Source organism: Limosilactobacillus coleohominis (genome assembly GCF_016901675.1).
Lineage (GTDB): Bacteria > Bacillota > Bacilli > Lactobacillales > Lactobacillaceae > Limosilactobacillus > Limosilactobacillus intestinavium.
This window is the reverse complement of sequence record NZ_JACJKU010000147.1, coordinates 1-1,361: the sequence shown is the minus strand read 5'-3', so window position 1 is coordinate 1,361 and position 1,361 is coordinate 1. Positions and strand designations below refer to the sequence as shown.

1 protein-coding gene is annotated in these 1,361 nt (G+C 37.1%); it reads right to left on the bottom strand.

Annotated elements, in window-relative coordinates; all coding sequences use genetic code 11:
- Window positions 1-1,233, bottom strand: a 1,233-nt coding sequence (locus H5975_RS08095; protein ID WP_204785615.1) for an ISL3 family transposase, incomplete at its 3' end; no start/stop codon positions are given.
- Between the last annotated feature and the right edge of the window lie 128 nt (window positions 1,234-1,361).

The window sequence follows — 1,361 nt, the reverse complement described above, 5'->3', positions numbered from 1 at the left end:
AATTCTAAAATGATAAAAATTTCTGAAACCATAAGCCGTTCGCTTAATAACCTTAATTTTGTTGTTAGTTCCCTCAATAGGGCCGTTACTCAAATGATACTTAAAGCTACACAATATTTCGTCTTTATGTTGCCGTAAAGTCCTTTGGACTTTTTGTAATTTAAACGGCAATTCTGTTAATTTTCGATTTAGAAGTGTTTGTAACTCTGCAGAGTCTTCATTATCAATGGCACTAATCAGTGTTTGATAATAATCATAAGCTTCTTTAAGTTCTGGAGACATATCAAGTAATCGATCAACTACTTCACTATTAGTTAACCAGGCACCTTTAAAGTTACGACAGGGGTGATAACGGACGTTATCAAGTTCACTAACTTTTTGCAATAGTAGTTTCCAAAAACGTTTCAATGCCCGAGATTCATGTGAACCAGCCCCATAATAGTTCATTGTTTTGGTTCTAATTTTCTGTAGAACACGGTATGCTTGTGCAACAATGTGAAAATGATCGGCTATAATCTGCGCATAGGGAAACAGTTCATGTATCAGAGGTCGATAAGGCTGATAAAGGTCGACCACGACTAATTTAACTGATAGTCTAGCTTTTCTTGTAAAATGTCGATAAAAATATTGCTTTAATGACTTTGAAGTTCGTGATGAGATAACGTCGATAGTTCGATGATTAACTGGATTCATAAGAATCATACTCATTCCACTAGTCGCGAAGCGACCAGACTTAAAATCATCGAAAGCAATCGCCCGTGGTAACCAATTAGCAGTGGGCGTAAAGTTGTTATCAAGGCTATCAATAATTCGGCCCACAGTACTAGGAGAAACCTGATGGTCTTGGGCAATATCCTTTTGTGATTCATTTTTTGGCAAATCAAGGATTACTGCCTGCTTGATGTTATTGGTTATTCGACAATTGCGATCAATACCATCAATCTCTGCTAATTTGGTCACCACCTTAGGGCAGTCAGGCATCGATGGACAAATATATTTCTGCTTTCTAATTAATAGAACCGTGGGAACGTTCGCAATTGGGAGAGCTTTAACGCGAACTTCTTGTTGCCGAAAGCCGTTTTTAAGCATCTTGTGGCCGCACACAGGACAGTGACATACACCAGATTTAATCAAATGGATAATTTTAAGATTTTTGGTCTCTTCGAGACCATCAACATCTAATTTTAGGTCTGGATCATTGATTCCTGTTAAAAAGCTGATAAGATTATTCATGAGGATTTAATTCCTTTCTTAGGGCAATTACCGTGTGTGTATTTTTTGGGGTAATTGTCCTTTTTTATTGTCATCATATACAAAAACGGCACTGATGAAAACTCATCAGTACCGAATAGTGTAGAACC